The sequence below is a fragment of the Tardiphaga sp. GW822-FHT04G09 genome, from assembly GCF_058800725.1.
Genome location: NZ_JBXAMO010000006.1, coordinates 216,901 through 238,864 on the forward strand (window position 1 = coordinate 216,901; position 21,964 = coordinate 238,864).

Annotated in this window: 24 protein-coding genes and 1 pseudogene; 8 read left to right on the forward strand and 17 right to left on the reverse strand. The window is 61.6% G+C overall.

The genetic code is table 11. The features are described from left to right. Positions 1-19: 19 nt before the first annotated feature. The 4 genes and pseudogenes from AC1RLZ_RS13880 to AC1RLZ_RS13895 all read left to right on the forward strand — a co-directional run. Positions 20-580, forward strand: a pseudogene (locus tag AC1RLZ_RS13880) (ABC transporter permease); the annotation flags it as partial. Further along, positions 575-1,429: an ABC transporter ATP-binding protein gene (locus AC1RLZ_RS13885; protein ID WP_493189137.1), complete on the forward strand. Its 855-nt coding sequence runs from the start codon at positions 575-577 to the stop codon at positions 1,427-1,429. The pseudogene AC1RLZ_RS13880 and the gene AC1RLZ_RS13885, both read left to right, overlap by 6 nt. Before the next feature lie 282 nt (positions 1,430-1,711). Further along, the gene (locus tag AC1RLZ_RS13890; RefSeq protein WP_493189087.1) at positions 1,712-1,864 is read left to right on the forward strand and encodes a hypothetical protein; all 153 of its coding nucleotides are present in this window, start codon (positions 1,712-1,714) and stop codon (positions 1,862-1,864) included. Positions 1,865-1,959: 95 nt separating this feature from the next. Beyond that, a complete protein-coding gene (locus tag AC1RLZ_RS13895; RefSeq protein ID WP_439086154.1) occupies positions 1,960-2,106 on the forward strand; it encodes a hypothetical protein in 147 nt (48 codons plus the stop codon). A gap of 157 nt (positions 2,107-2,263) precedes the next feature. Here AC1RLZ_RS13895 and AC1RLZ_RS13900 read toward each other — a convergent pair whose 3' ends face one another. The 6 genes from AC1RLZ_RS13900 to AC1RLZ_RS13925 all read right to left on the reverse strand — a co-directional run bounded on the left by AC1RLZ_RS13900 (position 2,264) and on the right by AC1RLZ_RS13925 (position 7,504). After that, a complete protein-coding gene (locus AC1RLZ_RS13900) occupies positions 2,264-2,776 on the reverse strand; it encodes an Lrp/AsnC family transcriptional regulator (protein ID WP_439062477.1) in 513 nt (170 codons plus the stop codon). A 211-nt stretch (positions 2,777-2,987) separates the two neighbouring features. Continuing rightward, positions 2,988-3,863 carry an ABC transporter permease gene (locus AC1RLZ_RS13905; protein ID WP_439062476.1) on the reverse strand — a complete coding sequence of 292 codons (876 nt, stop codon included), beginning with the start codon at positions 3,861-3,863 and terminating at the stop codon, positions 2,988-2,990. Then, positions 3,860-5,047 (reverse strand): ABC transporter substrate-binding protein, encoded by a 1,188-nt coding sequence (locus AC1RLZ_RS13910; protein ID WP_439062475.1) that lies wholly within the window; start codon positions 5,045-5,047, stop codon positions 3,860-3,862. Before AC1RLZ_RS13910 ends, AC1RLZ_RS13905 begins: the two co-directional genes overlap by 4 nt. A gap of 13 nt (positions 5,048-5,060) precedes the next feature. Further along, positions 5,061-5,828, reverse strand: coding sequence for an ABC transporter ATP-binding protein (locus AC1RLZ_RS13915; protein ID WP_439062474.1), 768 nt, complete (start codon positions 5,826-5,828; stop codon positions 5,061-5,063). Then, positions 5,825-6,913 (reverse strand): acyl-CoA dehydrogenase family protein, encoded by a 1,089-nt coding sequence (locus AC1RLZ_RS13920; protein ID WP_439062473.1) that lies wholly within the window; start codon positions 6,911-6,913, stop codon positions 5,825-5,827. The genes AC1RLZ_RS13915 and AC1RLZ_RS13920 overlap by 4 nt, the downstream gene beginning before the upstream one ends. Before the next feature lie 18 nt (positions 6,914-6,931). Continuing rightward, on the reverse strand, positions 6,932-7,504 hold the full coding sequence (locus AC1RLZ_RS13925; RefSeq protein ID WP_439086156.1) for a carboxymuconolactone decarboxylase family protein: 573 nt from the start codon (positions 7,502-7,504) through the stop codon (positions 6,932-6,934). A gap of 114 nt (positions 7,505-7,618) precedes the next feature. On the opposite strand from AC1RLZ_RS13925, the gene AC1RLZ_RS13930 reads away from it, so the two are divergent. Both AC1RLZ_RS13930 and AC1RLZ_RS13935 read left to right on the forward strand, forming a co-directional pair. Further along, on the forward strand, positions 7,619-8,014 hold the full coding sequence (locus tag AC1RLZ_RS13930) for a hypothetical protein (RefSeq protein ID WP_439062471.1): 396 nt from the start codon (positions 7,619-7,621) through the stop codon (positions 8,012-8,014). Between the two features lie 14 nt (positions 8,015-8,028). Beyond that, on the forward strand, positions 8,029-8,361 hold the full coding sequence (locus AC1RLZ_RS13935) for a hypothetical protein (protein ID WP_439062470.1): 333 nt from the start codon (positions 8,029-8,031) through the stop codon (positions 8,359-8,361). 75 nt (positions 8,362-8,436) lie between these two features. Here AC1RLZ_RS13935 and AC1RLZ_RS13940 read toward each other — a convergent pair whose 3' ends face one another. From AC1RLZ_RS13940 to AC1RLZ_RS13990, 11 genes are all read right to left on the reverse strand, one after another. Beyond that, positions 8,437-9,009 carry a helix-turn-helix domain-containing protein gene (locus tag AC1RLZ_RS13940; protein WP_439062469.1) on the reverse strand — a complete coding sequence of 191 codons (573 nt, stop codon included), beginning with the start codon at positions 9,007-9,009 and terminating at the stop codon, positions 8,437-8,439. Between the two features lie 691 nt (positions 9,010-9,700). Beyond that, positions 9,701-10,348: a 2-hydroxychromene-2-carboxylate isomerase gene (locus tag AC1RLZ_RS13945; RefSeq protein ID WP_441228869.1), complete on the reverse strand. Its 648-nt coding sequence runs from the start codon at positions 10,346-10,348 to the stop codon at positions 9,701-9,703. 24 nt (positions 10,349-10,372) lie between these two features. Next, entirely contained in the window at positions 10,373-11,089 is a 717-nt protein-coding gene (locus AC1RLZ_RS13950) for an ABC transporter ATP-binding protein (protein WP_439062467.1), read from the reverse strand. Continuing rightward, a complete protein-coding gene (locus AC1RLZ_RS13955; RefSeq protein ID WP_439062466.1) occupies positions 11,086-11,838 on the reverse strand; it encodes an ABC transporter ATP-binding protein in 753 nt (250 codons plus the stop codon). The genes AC1RLZ_RS13950 and AC1RLZ_RS13955 overlap by 4 nt, the downstream gene beginning before the upstream one ends. Then, entirely contained in the window at positions 11,835-12,767 is a 933-nt protein-coding gene (locus AC1RLZ_RS13960) for a branched-chain amino acid ABC transporter permease (RefSeq protein ID WP_439062465.1), read from the reverse strand. Before AC1RLZ_RS13960 ends, AC1RLZ_RS13955 begins: the two co-directional genes overlap by 4 nt. Before the next feature lie 17 nt (positions 12,768-12,784). Continuing rightward, positions 12,785-13,651, reverse strand: coding sequence for a branched-chain amino acid ABC transporter permease (locus tag AC1RLZ_RS13965; protein ID WP_439057503.1), 867 nt, complete (start codon positions 13,649-13,651; stop codon positions 12,785-12,787). A gap of 64 nt (positions 13,652-13,715) precedes the next feature. Further along, positions 13,716-14,912: an amino acid ABC transporter substrate-binding protein gene (locus AC1RLZ_RS13970; RefSeq protein WP_439086159.1), complete on the reverse strand. Its 1,197-nt coding sequence runs from the start codon at positions 14,910-14,912 to the stop codon at positions 13,716-13,718. Between the two features lie 246 nt (positions 14,913-15,158). Then, positions 15,159-16,421, reverse strand: a complete 1,263-nt coding sequence (locus AC1RLZ_RS13975) for a YeeE/YedE family protein (RefSeq protein ID WP_439086160.1) — start codon at positions 16,419-16,421, stop codon at positions 15,159-15,161. Further along, positions 16,418-17,341: a sulfurtransferase gene (locus tag AC1RLZ_RS13980; RefSeq protein ID WP_439088509.1), complete on the reverse strand. Its 924-nt coding sequence runs from the start codon at positions 17,339-17,341 to the stop codon at positions 16,418-16,420. The genes AC1RLZ_RS13975 and AC1RLZ_RS13980 overlap by 4 nt, the downstream gene beginning before the upstream one ends. Before the next feature lie 312 nt (positions 17,342-17,653). Next, complete coding sequence (locus AC1RLZ_RS13985; RefSeq protein WP_439062461.1) at positions 17,654-18,970, reverse strand: hypothetical protein; 1,317 nt, start codon at positions 18,968-18,970, stop codon at positions 17,654-17,656. Between the two features lie 12 nt (positions 18,971-18,982). After that, positions 18,983-19,312: a YdhR family protein gene (locus tag AC1RLZ_RS13990; protein ID WP_439086161.1), complete on the reverse strand. Its 330-nt coding sequence runs from the start codon at positions 19,310-19,312 to the stop codon at positions 18,983-18,985. A gap of 347 nt (positions 19,313-19,659) precedes the next feature. Here AC1RLZ_RS13990 and AC1RLZ_RS13995 point away from each other — a divergent pair, with 347 nt between their 5' ends. Together AC1RLZ_RS13995 and AC1RLZ_RS14000 are read left to right on the forward strand one after the other, a co-directional pair. Beyond that, a complete protein-coding gene (locus AC1RLZ_RS13995; protein WP_439062459.1) occupies positions 19,660-20,460 on the forward strand; it encodes a MetQ/NlpA family ABC transporter substrate-binding protein in 801 nt (266 codons plus the stop codon). Positions 20,461-20,523: 63 nt separating this feature from the next. Continuing rightward, positions 20,524-21,891 (forward strand): LLM class flavin-dependent oxidoreductase, encoded by a 1,368-nt coding sequence (locus tag AC1RLZ_RS14000; RefSeq protein ID WP_439062458.1) that lies wholly within the window; start codon positions 20,524-20,526, stop codon positions 21,889-21,891. The last annotated feature ends 73 nt before the right edge of the window (positions 21,892-21,964 follow it).

A 21,964-nucleotide genomic window follows, 5' to 3' on the forward strand; every position in this document is an offset into this window, starting at 1 on the left:
GGGATCAGGCGGTATGCATATGGGCCGCCTGCTGGTGCAGGTGGGATCGATCCTGGCCTGCATTGCGTTCTGGCAGGTGGCGTCCACCCTGCGCCTCAATCTCGGGATCGTCACCTTCCGTAACGTGCCGCCGCCGACCGAAGTGCTGCAGTCGCTGATTGTGCTGCTGCAGTCACCCAAGCTGCTGGCGCATCTCGGCAGCAGCCTCGGACGCGTCTTTGCCGGCTACGGGGTCGCGGCACTCTTGGGAATTCTGCTTGGCTTTGCCATCGGCCGGTCGCGTGCAGCGAGCGACGTGCTGCTGCCGCCGCTGGAACTGCTGCGCCCGATTCCGGCGGTCGCCTGGATCCCGCTGTCGATCCTGATGTTTCCATCCTCGGAACTGTCGATGATCTTCATCACTTTCATCGGCGCGCTGTTTCCCATCGTGCTCAATACCATTCACGGCGTTGCCAATGTGGATCGCCGCCTGGTCGCTTCGGCGCGAAGCCTCGGTGGCAGCCGCGCCGCCATCCTGTGGGAGATCGTACTCCCGGGCGCGGCGCCAAGCATCGTCACCGGCCTCGCGATCGGCATGGGAACATCGTGGTTCTCGCGGGTTAACGGCCACGGCGTCGGCCTCGGACGAATTGCGATCGAGGACGCATCGATATCGCTTGGTCATGGCGACGATGCCTTCGAGGCGGTCGCCGGTCTCGACATCTCTGTCGCGCCCGGCGAGTTCGTCTGCATCCTGGGACCGTCGGGCTGCGGCAAGTCCACCCTGCTCGGCGCGCTGGCGGGACACGTAGCAAATACCAGCGGTAGCCTTACCGTGGACGGACAGGCGATTACCGGCCCGAGCCCGGATCGCGGCATCGTGTTCCAGCAGCACACCCTGTTCCCTTGGAAAAAGGTGCGTGAAAATGTCTGCTTCGGGCCGAAGATGCGCGGCATCGGCAAGGTTGCGCGGCGACAGCTCGCGGACGAATTGCTCGCGCTGGTCGGGCTATCCGGCTTCGAGGAGTTTTATCCGTCACAGTTGTCAGGCGGCATGCAGCAGCGTGTCGAGATCGCGCGCGTACTCATCAACCAGCCGCGCGTACTTTTGATGGACGAGCCGTTTAGCGCGCTCGATGCCCAAACCCGATCGATGATGCATGAGTTGCTGCTCGACATCTGGACCGAACGCCCCACCACGCTGATCTTCGTCACGCATGATATCGAGGAGGCGCTGTTTCTCGCCGACCGTGTGATCGTGATGAGCCGGCGCCCTGGGCGGATCGTCGAGGATCTGCGAGTGCCATTCGCGCGTCCACGGCCGGCTGATATTGTCACCGAGATTGAATTCGCGCGTCTGAAGCGGCACTTGCTTCTGCTTCTCCGTCCGGATCAACAGTCTACTGCGCTGTCTGAACACCAGAGCGAACACGCGTTGGCGCCGAATTAGTTGGCGAGCCGCTCTTGTCGCGCAAGGCCGCCATCGCAGAATTCGACTATACCCTGCGGGGCGCGAGTTGGCCGCCGTACCGAGCTGCGCGGTCCCTGTGCCGAGACGTCGCCTCTAAGCCAGCGCAAGGAAGGCGAATAAAACTGTCCGAAACCGGCAGCGCGGAGAATTCTGAACCGCTGACTGCACCACAGACAGAGCGCGTATCGCTATTTTCTCCGCCCGCTTGAACGCGGAAGCAACCTGCCTTCAAATAGGCAGATGACCGATTGGAGAAAGACCGTGCGAGATCTATCAGCCGAAGCCCGCTCACATCTTCGTGCCCGTTCGTCGTCGAACTGCGCCGCGGTAAGGTTTCACACCGTCGCCGTCTACAGCTCTCTGGCGTTGATCGCCGCCATCGTATTCGGCGCGGTTTCGGTGCGCCCGTTCTAGTTCCGACGTCGCGTACCCCGGGATCTTGCGTGTTTGGCTGGCAGACAACATTCGCGATCCGGCGCTACTGCAGGTGATCCAGAGGAGCAATTGGGATGAGCGACCACCCGCCGATTTTGCGGCAGTCATTCTCGGGCTGGACGGCTTTGTTGCCGGGACTCATCCCTGCATTCCTGTTTGTGACAATTTACGGCATGCGGCGCGCATATGATCTCGTGGGCGCAATAGCGGCCTCATTTTGACGCGCAGCATCGTTGTCATCCGTCTTTGGCAGGATGAACACCAGGTTGGTGATAGCACCGTGGCAGCGCCGGCCCTTACCTTGCTGACCACATGGGCAGCCCACAGCGTCTCCTCTGAGTTGCGCGCACCATCAACATTTCGGACACTAATGACGTGTCAGCGTTGAGCCGGCTCGGGCGCGATCGGCAGCGAAGTCGACGACTTCAACGTCTTGACCACATAATGCGGCCGCGTCGACTTGATCCGCACCAGTGCGTTAAGCTGACGATGGAATTCCTCGAATTCGGATGCATCGCTGACGACGATGCGAAGGCAGTAGTCCACGTCTCCCGCCATGCGATAGCAAGCGACCACTTCCGGCATATCCTTGACGACCGACGAGAATTTTCTGAGCCAAGCCTCCGAATGATCGTCGCTCTGGACGTCGAGAAATATTGTCATATCCAGACCGACCGAGGATGGATCGACCAGCGCAACCTTGCCGACGATGACTCCATCGCCCTCCAGCCGCTTGATGCGCTTCCAGCAGGGCGTCGCAGACAGCCCCACGATATCTCCAATGTCGGCAACCGACAGTGACGAATTCTCCTGGATCAAGGTGAGGATCCTGCGATCGATGGCATCGAGACGGCGACCGATCGGCGGTTTCGTTACATCAACATCAGTCATATGCGCCGCCCGCAAGGATCGGAGCTAAGGGTCGGTGCGTCGGTATGAAAGAAGAACAATCCGTCTGGGTGGCTGTCGTACAAGGGCGTTTCGACGACCCGCAAAATGGTTTTTGGATTCTGCGACATTTATAAACTCCTCGATGGCTGCGCGGTTTGCTTCCAAAAATGGTGGATCGAACCGTTCGACCCTTCGATCTCGTGTGATACTGTCATGCCGGCACGCGCATGCGGCCGGGCGCGGCGAGCCGGATCAGCACGCGCGCTGCCGCGTCGAGAAGAAAGCCAAGCAATCCGATCATGAGCACCATGGCCATCAACTCGGAGTAAGCGAGCCGATCGCGGGTATCGAGGATGAAATAGCCCACTCCCGCCGACACCCCGAGCATCTCGCAGGGCACGAGCACGATCCACACGACGCCGATCGCCAGCCGCAGCCCGGCCAGGATATGGCCCAGCACGCCCGGGATGATGACATGACGCAGCGTCTCCCAGCGCGTCGCCGACAGGCTGCTGGCAAGGCGGAGCCAACTCGGTTCGAGCCGTCGCACGCCTTCCGCGGTGTTCAGCAGGATCGGCCAGACGGCGGCGAATGCGAGCAGGAAATAGATGGGGCGATCACCGATGCCGAACACCATGACGGCGATCGGCATCCAGGACAGCGGCGAGATCATGCGCAGAAACTGAAACGCCGGTGATGTCGTCGCATCGAGACGTTGCGAGCGACCAACTGCGAGGCCGATCGGCACACCGATCAACAGCGCGAGGCCGAGGCCGACCAGGACACGGCGCAAGCTCACGAGCAGATGGATCGACAGGTCAGATTGCGTGAGCAGCGTCAGCAGACTGGCGAACGCTGTGCCCGGCGCGAAATGACGCACGAAACTCCCTTTCGGGGGCAGCAGCTCCGTCCCGATCCACCAAAGGACAATCAGGACAATCAACCCGCTGGTGCCCAGCACCACCGTCGATAGCCGCACAGTCCAACGCGAACGCGCAGCGCGGATGGACCAGCGTCGCCTGCTCCCGTCACTGCTTTGCGCATCGAGTCCGGCCGGCGCGATGCCGGCCTCCAGGCTGCTCGTCACGCGACCACTACTTCCGTTCGCGTGAACGATTCCGGTAGCCCAAATGCGGCCATGCCGCCTGCTGCGGTCACCGCAGCCTTGACGAAGCGGTCATCCACAAGCTCCCGTGCCGCGGTTGCGGGATCGAGCCTGTCGAGGAACGCGCGGTCGCCTTCGATCAGCGTGTCCTTCAACCGACGCACCAGCTCCTCGGTATAGCTCGGATACGGATAGGGCTGGAAATCGATACGCCGCTCACGCCACACCGCGTTCCGGATCGCGCCGGATTTGAGATAGGCGGCATTGTCGGCCTCGGGCGGCGAGAGAACCTTCTCCAGCACCGCCGTCGTATGCGGCGTGTACTTTTGGGCCCCCTCCTTGGACAGCAGCGCGGCGGTCTCGGCGCGGTTCTCGCGGGTCCAGAGTTGCGCCTTGACCATGGCGTTGACGACCTTCTGCGACCATTCCGGCCGCTGCTGCAGATCGCGCTCATGCATGAAGACAACGCAGCAAGCGTGATCCTTCCAGACGTCGCCGGTGAACCGCAGGATCTTGCCGACCCCCAGCGTCTCGGCCGTGGCATTGAACGGCTCAGCGACGATAAAGCCAGCAATCTGATTGGACGCGAGCGCCGGGACCATGTCGGCCGGCGCCATGACGACGAGGTTGACCTCGTTGGCTTGTGGCGCTCCGGTGCGCTTGCTCACCGGGATCAGACCGTTCTCCCGTAGCAGCGCCTGCAGAACCACGTTGTGGATCGAATACCAGAATGGAATGGCGACGGTCTTGCCGCCGAGTTCCTTGACGCTATTGATCTGCGGCCCGACGCTGAGGCCGGATCCGCCGGTATGATTCCAGGCCACGACCTTGGCCGGCGCCTGGCTGCCGAAACGTGCCCACACCGTCATCGGCGACAGCAGGTGAACAACGTTGACCTGACCGGAGATGAATGCCTCCAGCACTTGGGCCCAGCTGCGCAACATCACCGGCTTCTCGGCCTTGAGGCCTTCGGCTTCGAAATAGCCCTTGCCGTGAGCCACAAGCAACGGCGTGGCATCGGTGATCGGGAGATAGCCGATGCGTACCGGCGCATCCGCTTCCTGCGCCCTCGCCTCATAGGCACGCAGCAACGGAAGCGCCCCCGCCGCGGTGAACAGTGCCGACAGTTTGATGAGTTCGCGGCGCGAGAACTGATCCATGGACATGCGGTTACCTCATTCAGTTGCGGCGCGATGCGCCTTTCAAGGCCTTAAGAATGTCGATCCGGATGGCGCCGAGTTCTGCGACATACTCGTCGCGCGGCTTCGGTAGCTCGATCACCCAGTCGCCGACCTGGCGCGCGGGCGCGCCGCCGAGCAGGATGATCCGGTCGGACAGCAACAGCGCTTCGTCGATGTCATGTGTGATGAGGACGGCCGCCGTCTGGTGATCGCGAACGACTTTAAGCAGCAGATGCTGCATCTCTTCCCGCGTAACCTCGTCGAGCGCGCCGAATGGTTCGTCGAGCAGCAGGATTTCCGGCGTGCGCGCAAGGCAGCGGGCGAGCGCTGTGCGTTGCGCCATGCCGCCGGACAGTTGATCCGGATAGAGGCGGCGGGCATGGCCGAGACCGACCTCGTCGATGGCGGCATCCACACGCGCGCGACGCTCGGGCGCCGACAGCTGCGGCTGATGCTTAAAATCGAGACCAAAGGCGACGTTGCGCTCCAGCGACAGCCACGGCAGCAGGCTCGGATCCTGAAACGCCATCGCGACGCGTGGATGCGCGCCGTTTAGCGGGCTCCCGCGCACCTGTACCGTCCCACCGGTCGGCTGCATCAGACCCGCGAGCACGCGGAGCAGACTGGATTTCCCCACCCCACTCGGCCCCAGAATGCTGACGGTTTCACCGGCACGAAGCGACAGGCTGAAGTCTTGCAGCACGTGTTCGCCCGCCGGCGAATAGCGGAGCGCGATATCGGCAGCTTGCAGCAGGGCCTGCGTCATGCGTTCTCGACGATCGCTTGACGCCGCTCGTGTTCGCGCAGCACCGTCTTGAGCTGCACCAGGCTTGGCGTGATGATCGGCACAAAGGCCGCCTCGCGCAGCCGACGCTGGAACGACCGGCCGGGCTCCGACAGATAGGCCTGGCCGCCAGACGCCGCGAGCTCGAGCTGCACGGCCCCTGAGACAATGGCAGCGAGTTGCAGCCGAAGCCGGAAAAGCGGGGCTGGCGCCGCGATGAAACGCGCATCGAGCAATCCTGCCGCCAGTTGCCCTTCCGCGATATCGAGGTCACGCGACAACGCGTCGACCTCGGCTGCAAGTACGTCGCGATTCCTGTTGAGCCTAAGCTCAGTCTCCGCCAGCGAACGCCTCGCAAGACCGATCGACATGGCGCATTGCAGACCGAGAAATGCCGGACGGACCTGCGGCAGCCACACGCCGGCATCGGGATGGATGATGTCATCTTCGCTCACGCGAACGCCGTCGAGGTCGACAGCGGCCGTGCTGGTGGCGCGCATTCCCATCAATGCCAGATCGGGCGAGCGCCTCACCCCCGCGTTGTCCGACGACAGGCTGGCGACGAACGGCGTCGATCCGCCTTCGCCCTGCACTGCTGCCGCGACGTCGAAGCCCGCCGCACGCAGATTGGTCACCCATGGCAGCTTGCCGGTAACGGTGCGCACGCCGTCCTGTGCCGCGGCCTTGATCTGAAGCGCCTCGACGCCCGACAGAAACTTCATCGCATTCGAGAGCCCGGTCGCGCCCGCGCGGCGCCCCGACAGCAGGTCCGGCAGCAGTCGGTCCCGCAGCCTTTCATTGGGACTCTGGAGCAGATATTCGATGAATGTTCGATGCCCCCAGAACACGAAACCCGCTGCCAGAGAATGGCTGGATACAGCGGCTATCACTCCGACGGCATCGTTGATGTGACCACCCAGACCGCCTTGCGCGCGCGGCACGCCGATGCGCAGCACATCCGCGTCTGCGAGCCGTGGCAGAATGCTCGCCGCGCCGTCCGCTCGCTCATCGAGATCATCAGCGTTGGACGCGATCCAGCTTTTCAATTCGGTTGGAAGTTGCGCCATCGACACTGGCCCGGCAGACTATTCGGCCGCGGCCGCCGACGCGTTCGTCCAAGCGTAGGGACGCAACTCGTCGTTAAGCGGTGGTTGTCCGAGATTATTGGCGAAATTGCACAGTGTCGCGAGGCTGACGCCAAGCACGACCTCCAGAGCATTGGCATCGGTGAGGCCGGCGAAGCGAAACGCCGTTACCTCGGCGTCGGAAACCGCACCGCGGCTCCGAATGACGGCGCGTGTGAAATCGGCAATGGCATTCAGTCGATCATCCGGAACCTTTCGGCTGTCGCGCAGCGCTTCGACCACCGCCTCCGAGAGCCCGGCTTTCTTGTAGGCGACCGCCGTATGTCCGGCGACGCAGAAGCCGCATCCATGCGTTGTCGCCGCCGTGATCTGCACAACCTCGCGCTCTGCCAGGCTCAAACCGCTCCGCACATTGATGGCAGATACCGTTTGATAGGTTTCCAGCGCGGCCGGCGCATTGGCGAGCAACCGCACAAGGTTGGGAAGAAAGCCGCTATTAATCTGCGCGGTCTGCAAGCCAGCCTTCGCAGCATCCGGGGCGTTCTCGATGGTGAGCAACGGAAGTCGGGACATAGATGCAGCTCCGCTCGCATGATGCCGGGCAATGATGCCTCATCCATCATCAACTGGCGCCAGTTGTAGCGACTTCGCCTGCGATGCAAAGGCGCCAGCGAAAAAGAGTAAGTCTTGATCGCGTCAGCCAAGTTTCGAAAAGAGACATGCCGTAATCTGGCGATTGGCGCAGCATTCCGACTGCTCATCGAAACACATCGCATCGCGCTCAGTCGCGCCGGTACAGGCATCAATCCTGCACGCACAGACGCCGCCGCGTCGTCCCGATTTGCAGCTCGAATCAACGGGGCGATCCAGTCGTCGTATCGCGCTGAAGGACGCGACTACACGTATACCGACGTCTGCTATAGCAATCGAATATCCAATATCACGGACACATTCGCCATTGGGATAGCCGTCCAGCCGTCTTCTTGGATAAAAGCGCGACGGCAGGACATTCTCCAATTGAACCTTATGTCAGCACGTTTAGTTTTCCAACAGCAGGCAGGACAGATCGTTTCTGCTGAATGAATTGGAGACTGACAATGAACGCAGCAATGCAGATGATGCCGATGCCCATGATGATGGGCGGCATGATGAATCCGATGATGTCGGGTAACATGATCAACCCGATGATGGCCGGCGGCATGATGAACCCGATGATGATGGGTGGCATGCCGATGATGGGCTGCCAGATGAAGTGCACCATGACCGCCAACGGCATGACCTGCGAAATGATGCCGATGGATCCCGCCATGAAGGACATGTTCATGAAGTGCTGTGAGAACATGATGAGCATGATGCAGATGGGCATGCCGATGATGATGAATTGCGGCGGCATGATGATGATGTGCATGCCGATGAAGACAGCGGCCTGATCGGCCTCTCTTCGCTGACAGACATGGCGGGCTGGCTTTGTCAGCTCGCCATTTTCGTTTCTGGCGGCCCGATTGCTACGACGCGATGTCCGCATAGGTCATGACGAGATAGAGCACGGCCTCGCTCGCGACGAGATTTCGGTAGACATGCGGCACGTCCGCTTCGAACAGGACGGCGTCGCCTTCGGCCAAGGTCTGCGGCTTCTCCGATCCCACGGTAAGTTCAATCACGCCCTTCACGACCACCAGATTCTCACGCGTCCCAGGCGCATGCGCCTCTGCCGACTCGCGATGCAGAGCTGCGATCTTGAGCTCGTAAAATTCGACGTCGTGATTTCCCTCAAACGGAAACAAAGCACGCGAACTGAACTGCCCCTGGCTCGACGTGAGCAGCTTCGCCTCAGAACGCCGCAACACCACCGATCCACGCGGCGCCTCGGAATGCAGCAGGTTTGCGAACGGAACGTTCAACGCATTCGCGACCTTCCACAACAGCCCGATCGTCGGCACGCTCTTGCCGGTCTCTATCTGGCCGAGCATCGCGCGGCTTACGCCCGACTGCTTGGCAAGCCGTTCCAGCGAATCTCCACGACGGGTTCGCAGGCGCCGCACATTGCGACCGACAATCGCCGGAAGATCCGTTGGCATGTCGGGCGCAGCTAGATGGTGAAGCTGGTCGTCAGCGACAGGGCTCAATCTACCGTCGCTCACAAAGCGTCCCGATTTGTCGAAGCGGTTGCGGCCATCGGGACTGGCATCCAGACCATCATCGGCCAGAACCAGTAGACCGCTCCCTGATAGAAATTGACTTGCTCTGACGGAGCGCTCGACTCGCGAACTGCAGTCTTGCGCGCCCGATAGGCGCTGAGGTCGATTACGTTTGCTGAACTATCTGTCACGCAATTTTCCATATCTTCAACAGCTTGACCGATATGGTATTGATGTCGGGGCTCGAAACAAGCCGCCGGAGAATAAAACAACAGACGTGCTGGAGGGCGACGCGGCAAAGCAAGTTATACTAGGCACGCGGCAGGCTGCAGCATACCTCACTCAGATGTAGTTTCAGTTGTCTGATCTTACCCGTGCGCTTCGCCACGATCACGGCTGCATGCCGGATAGCGTGCTTCTCCGCCGCAGGCATGCACCGGCCATGATATCTGCCTCGCCGCCCAGGCCGGACTTGCTTGCCGGAAGTGTCGTGGGCCTTGCCGATCCTCGCATCGGTGTGTCCCGGATGAGTTCGAGTTCGGGATACGCCTCCCAATCGAGCGGTCTTCGCACCTTCCCGCATGATGCCGTCAAGTGACGAGTAAATCCTCAGGAGTTCGCTCAGGCAGGATCAATCTGCTGCTCGGACATCCGGCGTCGCGATCGGCGGCCTTTGCGACGTGATCGCCTGTTCGAGATGATCGAGACGATCCTGCCCCCAGAAGGGTTCGTCGCGATAGAAGTAGAAGGGCGCACCGAACAGCTTCCTGTCGACAGCCTCGCGCGTCAGGTTCACCTCGCGCTCTTGCACGGCAAGGTCGTTGGCGCCGGACAGCAGCCGTCGCCCGTCGAGACCGCTCTGATCGGCCAGACGCACCAGCGTCTCGGCATCAGTAACGTCCAGTTCATCGGCCCACACCGCCTTGAGTCCGACATGAACGAAGGCTGCTACGTCGCGACCCTCGGCAATTGCGACCAGCAGCATGCGATGTCCGAGCGACGGGTCGGCAGGATAAAACTTCGGCCATGTGACGAGCGGAATGTTGCGGATCGCCTTCCAGCGCTCCATTTCGACGAGCCGATAGGCCTGGCGCTGGAGCGGCCGCTCACGAACCGGCTTGCCGCCGCCCGCCGCAAACACCGTCAGCAGATCGATAGGCTTGTAGACAACGTCGACGTGGTGGCGTCTCACGATGTCCTGGAACACCAGGCTGCCGATGTAGGACCACAGCGAGATAAAGCTGAAATAGTAATCGACCCGGGGATGTTGCTCGGCCATGCCGTGTCCTTCTGAAAGTAAAACCTAGATTCCAAGATAAGCGGCGCGAACCGACGGATCACGCAATATCTCTGCCGCAGTGCCGGCCGCAACACTGCGGCCCTGATCAATGACATAGGCATGATCGGCGAATTCGAGCGCGGTTGCCACATCCTGTTCCACGACCAGCAGGCTCGTCCCCGCCGCATTCACCTTGCGCAGCGCCTCGATCAATTCATCGACTACTTTTGGCGCCAGTCCGAGTGACAATTCGTCGATCAGCAGCAAGCGCGGCGCCGCCATCAACCCGCGGCCGATCGCACACATCTGCTGTTCGCCGCCTGATAGCGTAACGGCATCCTGCCTGCGCCGCTCACGCAGACGGGGAAATAGGTCGAAGACGCGCTCGATGTCGGCGGATATCGCCCCGCGATTGCTGCGGCCATAGGCGCCGAGCATCAGATTATCTAGCACCGACAGGCCGGCGAACAGGCGCCGTCCCTCCGGCACATGTATCAGGCCACGGCGGACGAAATCCAGCGGCGACGCTGCCCTCACCTCCTCACCGTCGAACACGATCGTGCCGCCGGTGGGTTGCAGCAATCCGGACAAAGCGCGCAGGATCGTGCTCTTGCCGGCGCCGTTCGACCCGATGAGAGCGACGACATCGCCCTGCGGAATAGCGAGATCGACGTTCCAGACCACCTGCACGTCGCCGTAGCCAACCGCGAGATGACGGACCTCGAGCAAGGTCGCGCTCATGGTGTGATCTCCTTCTGCAGCCTGGCAAAGCGCTTACCGAGATAGGCCTCGATCACCCCTTCGTCCTGCATGACCTCGGCCGTCGGGCCATCGGCCACCAACCGGCCCTGATGCAGCACCAGCAGCCGGCTGCAGGACCGTGACACCACCTTCATCAGATGCTCGATCAGCAGAACGGTAATGCCCTTGGCGGCGATATCGGCGATCAGGCGCAAGGCATTGTCGATTTCCGCCGCATTTAGGCCGGCATTGACCTCGTCGAGCAGCAGCAGCTTCGGTTTCGATGCAAGACTCTTCGCCAGTTCCAGCCGCTTGCGGCCGGCAAGCGTCAATGCTGACGCCAGCGTATCGGCCTCACGCGTCAGCCCACAGAAAGCCAGATGCAGGTCGGCATCGCGGCTGGCCTCCTCGCGCGTCGGAACACCCCCGGCAAACAGCGCGGCAGCAGCGACGTTCTCGCGCACAGTCATACGCGGAAACGGCTGCACGATCTGGAAAGTGCGCGCGATGCCCGCGCGGGCCACAAGGTCCGGTCGCAATCCACCTATCTGCCGTCCGGCGAAATCGATTGTCCCCGATGTCGGCTTCAGAACGCCTGTAACGACGTTGACGAAGGTCGTCTTGCCCGCGCCGTTCGGACCGATGAGGCCGATGATCTCGCCTTCCTTCAGTGCCACCGATACATCGTCAAGCGCCAGCAAGCCTCCGAAGCGGCGCGAGAGATGGTCCATCGTGAGAAGTGTGCTCATCGCGGCTTTCTCCGCATGATCGCGGCAATGGATGACAGCATCCCACGGCCGCGCAGCGCTCCAAGGCCGCTTGGTAGGAACAGGACCAGCGCCACCACCAACAGGCCGAGGAAGCCTGCGTGGAATTCGAGACTGTTGCGCCAGATCAGTTCCTCCAGTCCGAGGAAGACGAAGGCCCCGATCACCGGTCCGGCGATGGTACCGACACCACCGAGCAGGGCCATGATGATCGGCTTGACCGAGAGTGAGACATCATAGACGTCGGATGGATCGATATAGCTGACCCATGACGCATAGATCGCGCCGGCGATGCCGATGAACAGGCTGGACAAAGTAAAACCGATGACCTTGGCGCGCCGGGTATCGATGCCGATGACCTGCGCGGCGTCCTCGTTCTGGTCGATACAGCGAAGTGCGACACCCAGCCGTGCCCGATCAATCCAGATCGATGCAACAACCGCTGCCACCGCGACGACGCTCATCGCCACGAGAAACAACTGCGCCTGGCTGTTCGAACTACCGCCGAGCAACGGCACGTTCAGGCCCATGCCGCCACCGGTCAGCGACGTCCAGGAATTGGTTACCTCGCGAAGCACGTCAGCAACGACGAGGCTGCCGATCGCGAAATAGTGCCCGCGCAGATGCAGGATCGCGAACCCGAGCGCGGTCGCGAAGACGGCCGTGAACACACCGGCACCGATCCAGGCGGCAACTGCCGGCACACCCGCCGACGATGCAAGGCCGCCCGCATAGGCGCCAAGCCCGAAGAAGGCTGCTGTCGCGAATGACGGATAGCCGGAGAAACCACCGACGATGTTCCAGGCGACGGCCAGCGTCACATACATCGCGACCGTAGTGGCGAGGCGCAGCACATAGTTGTCGCCAAATGCCAACAACCCAATGAACAGCACCAGCCCGGCGGCGACCAAGAATATCCTCCAGCGCATCAGTTGAACCCCTTGCGGCCCAGCAGCCCGGTGGGCCTGACCACCAGCAACACCAGCAAAAGGAGGAAGGAGATCGTCAGCGCATTCTCAGGCCCGATGAACAGCGCGCCAAAACTCTCGATCACGCCCAGCGCAAAGCCGCCCGCAACGACGCCGGGGATGCTGCCAAGACCGCCGAGCACGCAGATCACGAACGCCTTGCCGAGATATCCGCCGGAGGACACCGGCGAGATCGGAAAGATGGCAGCGAGCAGCGCGCCGGCCGATCCCGCCATGAAGGTTCCGAGCGCGAACGCGATTGCATAGGTACGCTTGACGTCGATGCCCATCAGCGACGCGGCATCACGATCCATGCGCACCGCCACGATGGCGCGGCCGAGCTGGGTGAAACGCAGCAGCAGTCCCAAGGCGACGACGAGCACCAGCCCGACCGCTGTGGCATAGACGCGGTCGATGGGGAGGATGATGTCGCCGAACTCGAAAACACCAAGCGGCGGATTGAGATTGATCTTGCGGTAATCGGCCTTGAACCCGGCCAGCATGGCATTGTCGAGAAACAGGTTGAGTCCGAAGGTCAGCACCAGCGTCATCAGCACCGGTCGTCCCATCACCGGATTGATCGCGATGCGCTGGATGACATAGCCGAGCACGAAAATGATCGCTCCCGCCAGCGGCGCGAACAGGAACGGGCTGATGCCGAACGATTGATGGGCGAAGAAAGCCAGATATCCGCCGAGCACGATCAGCGACCCATGCAGGATGTTGATGATGTTGAGTACGCCCCAGACCAGCGAAAAGCCGGCGGCGATGCAGGCATAGAGCCCACCTAAAGCCAGTCCGTTGACCAGCACCTGTATCCAGAGCATGTCGATGCCTCAATGCAGAGGCCGTGGCAGAACGCACTGCCACGGCCTCGCAAGCGTCAGAAGATCAATTTCCCGGGGTCGCCCGGAAATCGCTGGTGGCGATGTCGGCGGGATAGACCACCTGCACCTTGCCCTGCTGGATCTGATAGACTGGCGGGATGTAGGAGTTGGCGATACCCGTCGGGCCGAACGAGATCAGTGCAAAGAAGGTCTTGAAGCCGCCCTTCGCGAGTTGCTCGCGGACAGCATTGCGATCCTTCGAGCCGGCGCGTTCGACGGCCAGCTGCAGAATGACACCGACCGCCGCGCCTGACGCCTGGGTGAAATCTGGCTCGGCACCATATTTGGTCTTGAATTGCGCAACGAAATTCTGCGTCGAGCCGAACACGTCTTCGCTCTTGTAATTCAGTATCGGATGAAACCAGCTCGCGGTCGTGACATTCTCCGACAGCGGGCCCACAGCATCGATCCACTCCTTGTAGGCCGGGCCATTGATCAGCGTGTAAGCCTGCCCGCCGACCTTCAGTTCTCCGGCCTGCTTGCGGGCCAGAATGAGGTCGTTGATGTAGCCGGTCACCACCACCCAATCGGGCTTGGCGGCACGTAACTGCGTCAACGCAGAAGAATGATCCAGCGTGCCGATCGGATATTTCTCGAAGAACACGACCTCGAAGCCGCGCTTCTTGGCGCTTTTCTCGAATTCATTGGCCAACGACAACGGATAGAGATCGTTGCGCGCCAGAATCGCGATACGCTTCACGTTCGGCAGCTTCGCCTTGATGAGATCCGCGATCGGTTCGCTCAGCGTGCTGTTGTCGGTATAGAGGCCGAACAGGTTCTTGTACCCCTGATCAAACACCTCGGCCGACGACGCACTCGATGCCAGCAGAGGTACGCCCGCTTTCTCGGCCACCGCGCTCACGGCCTTTGCCGCACCGGAGCCGAACGGTGAAAACAGGAAATCGACCTTGTCGTCGGTAATCAGCTTCTCGGCGAGCTGGACCGCCTTGGGCGTCGTCGACTGATAATCGTAATAGACCAGTTCGATCTTCAGCTTCTTCTCGCCCGCCTTGATGCCGCCGGCCGCGTTGACCTTCTCCTGCCAGAGCTCATAGCCCTGCTTCAGTTTTGCGCCTTCCGGAGCCAACGCACCCGTCAGCGGAAGCGGCGCGCCAATGCGCAGGGAATCTTGCGCGCTTGCGATGCCCGCCTGCAACACAATGGCCGCCGCGGCGGCCAGCAGCGAATGTCCCAACTTCATGATCATCTCCTTATGAGTTCCGCGGCATGTCTCCGAGCGCAAATGAGATGTCAATGTGCTGCGCGGAATAAGAAATTCCTACTTTCAACAACGACCGCGCCGCTTTCGATGATCTCACGCGAGATGGAATCTCAATGGATTTCGACTACAGTTGAGTAATCATAGCATGCACGCAATGCGCTCTCACCATTTTCGAATGCCGCCGATCAGGCATCGCGGCACGCCGGTATCCGGGCTTCACCGGCATCAACCGCGCGGCAACAGGCCGAGCCGGCGACCGCTCCAGAGCGTGACCGCCATGCCGGTGAACAGCGACGCGCCGAACACCCAGCCCGACAACGCACCGGCGGTGATGCCGGAGAACAGGGTGCCGACGGTGCAGCCGAGGCCGGTCATCGCGCCACATCCCAGCAAAACGCCACCCGTAAGACCGCGCAGGACGTGGTCGATCCGCGGACGTTGCGGCTTGAACTGCCCGGCCACCAGTGCCGCGGCCAGCGATGCGGCGACCAGTCCCAGCACGAACGCGCCGTTCGGCGACAGCAGCGCGTCGCGGACGACGGCAATACAGCCGCGCAGACTATCGAGGCCTTGCAGGCGCGTGGGTACAAGTTCCAATGCGCCTGCAAGCTGCCGTGCGCGGCTGCCGAGTTCGGCCGTGACCCCGAGTGGCGCGACGCGCAGATACGACATGGTCGCGAGCACACCGATGATGGCGCCGCCAATCCATGCCGGCCAGCGATCAACAAAGATCGCGGTCACCCGGTCGCGTGCGCGCGCATGCTCGGCCGGTTTCTGCGGAGTCGATCGCGTCACGGCATAGGCGATCAGGCCGAGCACTAGGCCCGCGACCAGAAGATGCCCGGCATAGCCAAGCGTCCGCGGCAGCCACACCACCGGCGCATCTGCAACGGCGGCAAGATAGACGGTGTTCCAGCTGACAAAGCCCAGCACGAAGCCGATAATTGTGCCGATGAGTGCGAATGGCGCTGTGGGCGATCCCTCGCTGAGCCGATAGAGATGCGCGCTGACGCAGGAACCGGAAATCGCCATACCCGCGCCGAACGCGATTCCGGCAGCCACGAGCGCGAAGCTGACAGGCCCGATGAACGCATCCGGCGGCAGCCGCCCGGTGCCGGCATCCGGCAACCATGCACCGAACACCAGCGTCGTGCCGATCAGGCCGACGGCGAGCGCCACGATGAGACCCAGCACGCCCTGCGGTGCGCGATCATCGAGCCATTCGCGAAACATGCAGAAGAAGCAGAACCTCGCGCGTTGCAGCACGATGCCGAACGCCGCGCCGAACAGCAGCGAGATGGCGAGTGCCGGACTGCCCTGCCCGTGCAGCACATAGGCGGAGACGCCGATTGCCAGCACGATAGCAAGAGCGACTGTGACGGAGACCTTGCGGTCTGCAAACGCAGCAGGCGCCGGGTCGATACCCGGCGCCTGTTCGTCACGACGTGAAGACCCTGTGAGGGTTTCCACGGATGTGCCGTCGGTCACTTGCCGCTCCAGACCGTACCCGCAAGGTTGACTACGGGGACGCCGACCGAATTGCCATATTCGGTCCACGAGCCGTCATAGTTCTTGACGTCATAGCCAAGGATCTTCGAGAGCAGGAACCAGGTGTGGCTCGATCGCTCGCCGATCCGGCAATAGACGATGATCGGCTTCGATCCGTCGATGCCAGCGGAGGCATACAGCTTTTTCAGCTCATCGGCGGATTTGAAGGTGCCGTCTTCGCTGACCGCGCGGCCCCATGGCACGTTAAGCGCGCCGGGGACGTGGCCGGCCCGCACCGTCAATTCCTGCGAACCGGGCGGCGCAAAGATCTTGCCGGAATACTCATCGGCAGAGCGGATATCGACAATTGCAGCATTCTTGCTGTCGGATGCCGCGCGAATATCGGCCAGGCGCGCACGCAGCTTCTGGTTCGGCTCGGAGACCGTCAGCTTGCCCGGCTGTACCGATGCATTGCGCGTATCCAGCGGACGCTTGTCGGCTTCCCACTTCTTGCGGCCGCCATCGAGCAGCTTGACGTTCTTGACGCCATAGACATCGAACACCCAGGCACCCCAGGCCGCGAACCAGTTGTTGTTGTCACCGTAGAGAACGACGGTGGTGTCCTGATCGACGCCCAGCTTGCGCGTCAGTTCCTGGAACTTCTCCTTTGAGGCGATGTCACGGGTCACCGTATCGACGAGGTCCGTGTGCCACACCACATTCTGGGCGCCGGGGATATGGCCGCGCTCATAGATGCCCGGCTCGACGCTAACTTCGACGACGCGAACCTTCGGATCGTTCAGATTCTTCTCGAGCCATTCACCGTTGACCAGCGGGCTGCTGCCTTGCGCGAATGACGCTGTCGCCAGTGCGACGGCGCCAAGGCCCACGGCCAGCGTGGTTGCGATAATCGATTTCAGTTTCACAATCATTCTCCATCAATGGGCAGAGCACAGGGCTGAATATCAGTTGCCGAACGTCGCCCCCGGCCGACAAATTTCCCGAATGCATCTCCTCACTGCACCAGCAGCGCGTCAATTGACCGTCTGACGCAGCCAAAAATGGCCTTCTCGCAAATGTCGGAATCGCCGAATGGATCGAATGTGCGAGCTCATTCACCCGGAATGTCCTTCCAGTCGTGGCAACCTGTCGCAGGTCGCTGCAAGCGGTGACAGCGCGGACGGTTCTTCGCTACGCTCGCAATCACGCGTACGGCGATGGAACGGTCAGAACTACTTATCGTCGGGGGTCTTATCGACGCCATGCCACACGCGCTGGTGATCGGCATGGGTCTGCAGATAGGCACCGTCCTTGTAGTGCGTATCGTAGAATCCAAGGTCGATATGGTGCGCCTGGGTATAGGCCGCGACGCCGACACTCGGCTGGGTACCGGGGAATTTTCCGTAGGTATCGTAGATGTCCTGCGCCAGCGTTCCGAGATAGCGTACGAAGGCGGGACTATAGGCATCGGTCCGGGACTTGACGCCGCCATTGTCGAGATAGGGACCCGGGCGCTGCGGATTGTGGTTGCCGCGCGGGCCGAATTTACGCTCGGCAAAGCGCTGTGCTGCCACATGCATGTCCGGCACATAAGGCGGGATCAGCGGCTCAAAGAAACCATCGAGGCCGATCGGGTTGGGCTGCACCCAGCCGTCGCGGCGATCGAAACGGAAGCCGTAACCATCGATACCCTTGGGCGCGAAAGCGCCGAGGATCGCTTGCGTGTTGATGCCTGAAAACAACCAGCCGCCGAGTCCCATTGCCTGCATCACGAGGTGGACGTTGTACGCGGCAATGGACAATTCGGCCGTCGTGCTGGTTCTGGAATTGCCCTCGATCACAGACAACGGCACCGAACGGTCGCGCCGCAATATGCCCGCGTCGATCAGGTCGGCGGGGTTACCGAGCACCCGGCCGGATTTCGGATCGGTCACAACCGCACCCTCGCCGGTTCGAATCCAGAGTTGGTTGAACGTGGATTCCACCTGATCGCTGATCGGAATGATCAGCGTGCTGCCGGGCTTGTTGGCAACCCATCGGTTATGTGAGGCGACATACGGATATTCCGGCGGAAACTCGATGCGACGATCGCTGAGCTTGATGATATGCGGCCGCAGCCATTCGGCTAGGCGTGCCAGATCATCGACGCCGGCATATTCTTGGATGGCGGACGCATCGAGGTCGCGAAACCGGGTGATATAGGCGCCGCTGTCGTCGTTGATGAGGATCTCGGAGCCGTGCGTGGCCGCGCCGCTGGGAAAGGTGCGTCCGATCGGCCTCACAGTGTAATTACAGCCTGTATCGGGCTCACCCACCTCGGTATGGGGAATACCCAGATTCCAGCCGCTGATGCCGACGCCTACGGCGATCAGCACGGCGCGCTCGATTTCGCTCAACGGCTGCGGCGGCAGCTTCGATGTATAGGCAAGAGGCCCGTCCGGAATCGACATGCCGACGCCGAAACGGCGGGAGCGTCGTCCGAACAGCGCATCGAGCAGCGGAAAATTCGCCAGACCATTCAAGGCGGCGGAACGGTCTGGCGATGTCATGTGAAACTCAGATCAGGCAGCGATGGCGGATTTCGAGAATGCCGCACGCGTGATGGCGCTGAGCTTCTCGTTGGCTTCGAAATAGGTGATGGAGATGTTGGTTCCACCACCAGCAGCCAGTCGCTCGCGCAGATTGCCCTCGCCCCACGCCTTGGCGCTGTCGAGGTCGTCGAACAGATAGATGCCGCCACGCAGCTTTTCGGTCGTGTTCGAAATCCAGACCTTCCACTGCAGGCCAGCCACGTTTTTGGCAATGTTCTCGGCCGACTCGATGCGCGCGGCGTCGGATTGCTGATCCTGCTGAGCGCTGGGCGTGTAGTTCACCTGAAGAATGATGGCCATGTCGATGATCTCCATGTTGAGAGGCAACGGAGGAATGAGATCACAACCGGCGTAGACAATGCACTCATATTGCTCGCATGCTCGGCAATATTGTTCGATGGATCGCGTATCACTTGAAGTTTTCGCCTCTTCGCCATTTGTGAGATAGAGCGGATTTAGGTGCGAAAAACTCATCCACGAACTTCGCCCGAGCGGCGCACTTATTCTCCGCCGGCCGCTTTGATCTCCGTCAGCGGGTTGCGCGCTACACTTCGTCTCTCACACGCATCAACAAACCAATATCCGTCTCGTTATTTCGGGATAGCGCTCGCCTAGACTTCGAGCGCCATCAACGAGGAGCGAGCAATATGATCAAGCCATTACTACGGATCGCACGAGCAGCGGGTCTTCTGGCTGCCCTGACCGGCGCGGCATCCGCGGATCAGCCACTCAAGATCGCGACGAGCGCCGGACCGGTCGGCCAGTTGGTCTCCTTCGCCGCATCGCTGGCCAAGGATAAGGGCCTTGACGTCAAGGTGGTGGAACTGACCGACTGGATTGTCATCAACGAGTCCGTCCAGAGCGGCGATACCGACGCGAACCTGTTTCAGCACAGCACCTATCTTGCGATTCAGAACAAGCAGCGCGGCTTCACGCTGGCTCAGGTCGATAAGGTCGGCGTCATCGCCCCGGTCGGCCTGTTCTCGAAAAAAGTGAAGAGCCTGAGCGAGATCAAGTCCGGCGACAGCGTTGCCATTCCCAATGAGCCGTTGAACGGCGCGCGTGGCCTGATCCTGCTCGAGCGCGCCGGCCTGCTCAAACTCGCGCCGGGCAAGGGCTTTGCGGTCAGCAAGTTCGATATCGTTGAGAATCCAAAAAATCTGAAAATCGTCGAACTGGACCCGGCACAGACCTACCGGTCATTGGACGATGTCACGCTCGGGCTGGTCAACATCACCTATCTGATCCCTGCTGGCGGCGATCCGAAGTCCGCGCTCATCATCGACAAGACCATCGATGACGGGCTGGTGCTGCGCTTCACGGCGCGAACGGACAAGAAGGACGATCCACGGTTGGCCGCCTTCATCAAAGTCTTCAGGTCGCCGGAGGTCAAGCGCTATATCGAGGAGAAATTGCCAGCCTTTGTTCCGGCCGGTTTCGACAGCTAGTGTTGATCCCGCGAGGCGCAACGTTTAAGTCCGCGCCTCGCTTGCCTCCCAACCAGGAATCCCATGACCACCCGCCGACCGCTTCGCTTCAATGCCTTCAACATGACCGCGCCGAGCCATAACTGGGCCGGGCTCTGGTCTCATCCGCGCGATGCATCCATCGATTACAACAATCTGGATTACTGGATCGACTACGCGCGGATCGCCGAACGCGGGTTGTTCGACGGCATCTTTCTGGCTGACGTGTTCGGTGTCTATGACGTGTTCGGTGATAGTCCAGACACAGCCGTGTCGCACGGCGTGCAATTGCCGAATGCGGACCCCACGCTTCTGGTCTCGGCCATGGCGCTGGTCACCAAGCACCTCGGCTTCGGCATCACGTCCAATATGTCGCTGGAGCATCCCTACCAATTCGCGCGGCGATTTTCGACGCTAGACCACCTGACCCGCGGCCGGATCGGCTGGAATATCGTCACCGGCTATCTCGACAGCGGGGCGCGCGGCATGGGCTTTGCGGCCGGTCGTGCCCATGACGACCGTTATGATGTCGCCGAAGACTTCCTCACGGCGGCCTACAAATTATGGGAGGGCAGCTGGGAGCAGGACGCCGTGCGTCGCGATCGTGCCACCGGCACGTTCACCGATCCAACGAAGGTTCACACCATCCGCCACGACGGTCCGCATTACCGCGTCGATGGCATTCACCTCTCCGAGCCCTCCCCGCAACGCACGCCATTGCTGTATCAGGCTGGCGCCTCGAAGCGCGGGCGCGCCTTCGCCGCCAAGCATGCTGAAGCTATCTTCCTGAACGGCCAGACCAAGCCGATCCTCGCCAAGGCCGTGCGCGACATCCGGACGGCCACAAAAGACTTTGGCCGCGATCCCTACGACATCCGGCTGTTCGCCGGTCTGACCGTGATCGTTGCGCCAACCCGCGCGGAGGCGAACGATCTTCATGCGGAATACAGCCGCTATGTCGACCAGCAAGGGCAGCTCGCGCTGCTCTCGGGCTGGACCGGCATCGATTTCTCGACCTACAGCCCGGATCAGGCGCTGCAATATGTCAAGAGCAACGCGATCCAATCGATGGTCGAGAACCTCACGCTGCGCAGCGAAACGCCGCTGCGCGTCGGCGATCTCGCCAGCCTGAGCGCGATCGGTGCGCGAGCCCCCTTCGTCGTTGGCTCGCCGCAGGACGTCGCGGACGAGCTCGCCGACTGGGCCGAGCAGACCGATATCGATGGCTTCAATCTCGTCCGTCTGGTGGCTCCGGAATCGCTCGAGGCATTCGTCGATCTCGTGATGCCGGAGTTGCAGTCACGCGGGCTGTACAAGACCGAATACGGCGCGGGGACGTTACGCGAGAAGCTGTTTCCGGGTCGAGGCGCCCTGCTTCACGGCACGCACCCCGGCGCGCAGTTTCGCCGCTGAGGGCCAGCAGGCCTGTCGCACCTGAACAAATTGTCGCGAAGCCGCCACGCTGGCGTGGCGGCTCCAGACCTCC

Excerpts from the sequence above, each read along its gene's own strand:
- AC1RLZ_RS13885 (WP_493189137.1), top strand. The coding sequence starts at position 575 with ATGGGAACATCGTGGTTCTCGCGGGTTAACGGCCACGGCGTCGGCCTC.
- AC1RLZ_RS13895 (WP_439086154.1), top strand. The coding sequence starts at position 1,960 with ATGAGCGACCACCCGCCGATTTTGCGGCAGTCATTCTCGGGCTGGACG.
- AC1RLZ_RS13900 (WP_439062477.1), bottom strand. The coding sequence starts at position 2,776 with ATGACTGATGTTGATGTAACGAAACCGCCGATCGGTCGCCGTCTCGAT.
- AC1RLZ_RS13910 (WP_439062475.1), bottom strand. The coding sequence starts at position 5,047 with ATGTCCATGGATCAGTTCTCGCGCCGCGAACTCATCAAACTGTCGGCA.
- AC1RLZ_RS13915 (WP_439062474.1), bottom strand. The coding sequence starts at position 5,828 with ATGACGCAGGCCCTGCTGCAAGCTGCCGATATCGCGCTCCGCTATTCG.
- AC1RLZ_RS13920 (WP_439062473.1), bottom strand. The coding sequence starts at position 6,913 with ATGGCGCAACTTCCAACCGAATTGAAAAGCTGGATCGCGTCCAACGCT.
- AC1RLZ_RS13925 (WP_439086156.1), bottom strand. The coding sequence starts at position 7,504 with ATGTCCCGACTTCCGTTGCTCACCATCGAGAACGCCCCGGATGCTGCG.
- AC1RLZ_RS13935 (WP_439062470.1), top strand. The coding sequence starts at position 8,029 with ATGAACGCAGCAATGCAGATGATGCCGATGCCCATGATGATGGGCGGC.
- AC1RLZ_RS13940 (WP_439062469.1), bottom strand. The coding sequence starts at position 9,009 with ATGCCAACGGATCTTCCGGCGATTGTCGGTCGCAATGTGCGGCGCCTG.
- AC1RLZ_RS13945 (WP_441228869.1), bottom strand. The coding sequence starts at position 10,348 with ATGGCCGAGCAACATCCCCGGGTCGATTACTATTTCAGCTTTATCTCG.
- AC1RLZ_RS13950 (WP_439062467.1), bottom strand. The coding sequence starts at position 11,089 with ATGAGCGCGACCTTGCTCGAGGTCCGTCATCTCGCGGTTGGCTACGGC.
- AC1RLZ_RS13955 (WP_439062466.1), bottom strand. The coding sequence starts at position 11,838 with ATGAGCACACTTCTCACGATGGACCATCTCTCGCGCCGCTTCGGAGGC.
- AC1RLZ_RS13965 (WP_439057503.1), bottom strand. The coding sequence starts at position 13,651 with ATGCTCTGGATACAGGTGCTGGTCAACGGACTGGCTTTAGGTGGGCTC.
- AC1RLZ_RS13970 (WP_439086159.1), bottom strand. The coding sequence starts at position 14,912 with ATGAAGTTGGGACATTCGCTGCTGGCCGCCGCGGCGGCCATTGTGTTG.
- AC1RLZ_RS13985 (WP_439062461.1), bottom strand. The coding sequence starts at position 18,970 with ATGACATCGCCAGACCGTTCCGCCGCCTTGAATGGTCTGGCGAATTTT.
- AC1RLZ_RS13990 (WP_439086161.1), bottom strand. The coding sequence starts at position 19,312 with ATGGCCATCATTCTTCAGGTGAACTACACGCCCAGCGCTCAGCAGGAT.
- AC1RLZ_RS13995 (WP_439062459.1), top strand. The coding sequence starts at position 19,660 with ATGATCAAGCCATTACTACGGATCGCACGAGCAGCGGGTCTTCTGGCT.
- AC1RLZ_RS14000 (WP_439062458.1), top strand. The coding sequence starts at position 20,524 with ATGACCACCCGCCGACCGCTTCGCTTCAATGCCTTCAACATGACCGCG.